General features: G+C 64.0%; 2 protein-coding genes. Both read right to left on the bottom strand.

The genetic code is table 11. The features are described 5' to 3' along the window. The coding region (locus tag OU682_RS23770) for an ATP-binding protein (protein WP_268944649.1) at window positions 1–542 on the bottom strand (542 nt) is incomplete at its 3' end. Next, window positions 539–1,789 carry an IS21 family transposase gene (gene istA / locus OU682_RS23775; protein ID WP_268944650.1) on the bottom strand — a complete coding sequence of 417 codons (1,251 nt, stop codon included), beginning with the start codon at window positions 1,787–1,789 and terminating at the stop codon, window positions 539–541. The genes istA and OU682_RS23770, both read right to left, overlap by 4 nt. Window positions 1,790–1,932: the final 143 nt, after the last annotated feature.

The following is a 1,932-nucleotide window of genomic DNA, read 5'->3' on the forward strand; positions in this document are numbered from 1 at the left end:
GCGCCTCCGCTGGTGATGGGCAGGTAGCCGATCTCATCGACGATCAGCAGGGAGGCACGGGCATAAAAGCGGATCTTCTCGGCGAGGCGCCCCTCGCGCTCGGCCTTGGTCAGGGCTTCGATCAGGTCGGCCAGGGAACACCGATAGACGCTGCGCCCAGCCTTGACCGCCGCGACACCAATGGCCGTGGCGAGATGGCTCTTCCCGGTGCCTGGCGGGCCGAGAAAGTGCAGCACCTCGGTGCGCTTGATGAACTCCAGCTCGGCCAGGGCCATGATGCGGTGGCGATCCAGCGAGGGCTGGAAGGAGAAGTCGAAGCTTTCGAGCGTCTTGATCGGCATCAGGCGTGCGGTTCGCAAAGCGACACCAATGCGTCGGCCTTCGCGGAGGTTCAGCTCCTCTGCCAGAAGCTGGTCGATCGCCTCGATCGCGCTGATCTCGCCCTTTTCAAGGCGGCTGAGGGTCTGGTCCAGCGTCTCAAGCGCCCGGGCCATGTGCAGGCTGACCATGCTCTGGCGGATGCGGTCGGTGACCGGGATCATGGGCGGCCCTCCTGCGCATTCGCCAGCCGCCGCCCGACAGCTTCATAGAAAGCCAGGGGACGCCGGGCCACAGGGGCGTCCACCGGTGAGGACGGAGCAGCAGCCATCCGCGCGGCCGGGACAGGTTTGCGATGGCTGGGATCGACCCTGCGCTGGTTCTTGCCTTCCAGCACCGGATGGCTGGCGATCAGCTGGCCATCCTCGAAGATCCGAACCTCGGCCGGGTGGTTCTGGACCTCGACGATCCGCCGCCGCGTGGTGTCGGGAACGCTGTATTGATTGCCACCCACCGCAACCATGCCTTCCTGGCTGATGCGCCGTTCAACCGTCAGAACCGCATCGTAGGAATGGGCCGGCAAGGGCCGCAGGTGTGGTTTCTCCTCGGCAAAATGCTCATCCACGATCCGGTTTGTTGTGGCATGCACCCTGGGATTGGCGATGGTCGTGCGCCATTCCTCAAACTGGGCGTTCAGATCGTCCAGATCGCGGAAGCTGCGTCCGAGAAAGAAGTCCTGCCGGATATAGCGGAACGGCCGCTCGACCTTGCCTTTCGTCTTGGCCCGATACGGCTGACACGCCCGCGGCGCCGACCCGTAATGGGCCAGCAGCGCGACCAGGGATGCGTTGTAGGTGACGACGCCCGCCGCATCCTCGCCAATGACGGCGGTCTTCATCCGGTCATAGAGGATTTCGGTGCAGGCCCCGCCCATCGCATCGAAGGCGGCGATATGGCAGCGCATCACCGTGTCCAGCGACTGGTTCGGGCAGAACCGTCCCCAGAGCCAGCGGCTGTGTCCCAGCACCATGCTGAACAGCCAGACCTTGCGCACGAGGCCGGGCTCGGAGGTGAACTCCACCTGGAACTCGGCAAAGTCCACCTGAGCCTGCTGGCCCGCGAGTGTCTCGAAGCGACGCTCGAACTGCCGCGGCGCCACGGGCCGGACCAGCCGGAGATACTCCGTCAGCGTGGAATAAGCCCCCCTATAACCCATGGCCTTGATCTCGCGATGCAGCCTGCGAGCCGACAGGCCCGGAAAGGCTTCGAGCCGTTCTGCCAGATAGGATCGGAACCGATCTGCGAGCCGATCACCCGGCTCTCTGGGTCCATATACCGGCGCCTCCAGGCCCCGTTTCAGGTATTTACGCACTGTCTTACGGTCGAGCCCGGTTTGTCGCGCAATTGCGCTGATGCCGAGCCCTTGTCGCTGCAATTCCAAGATCATCACGATCTCCCTCAATCCAACCACCTGCGCGCCTTTCCTCTGGCATCAGCAGGGGAGATTCTGCGCCACCGATGCTCAGGGGGCATGCCCCCTGAGCATCGGCATCAGCGCCAAACTGGGGAATTTTCATCCAGCCGTTTTGGGGAGATTACGTCCAGCACTCACAC

This window comes from Paracoccus benzoatiresistens, assembly GCF_026913015.1.
Lineage (GTDB): Bacteria > Pseudomonadota > Alphaproteobacteria > Rhodobacterales > Rhodobacteraceae > Paracoccus > Paracoccus benzoatiresistens.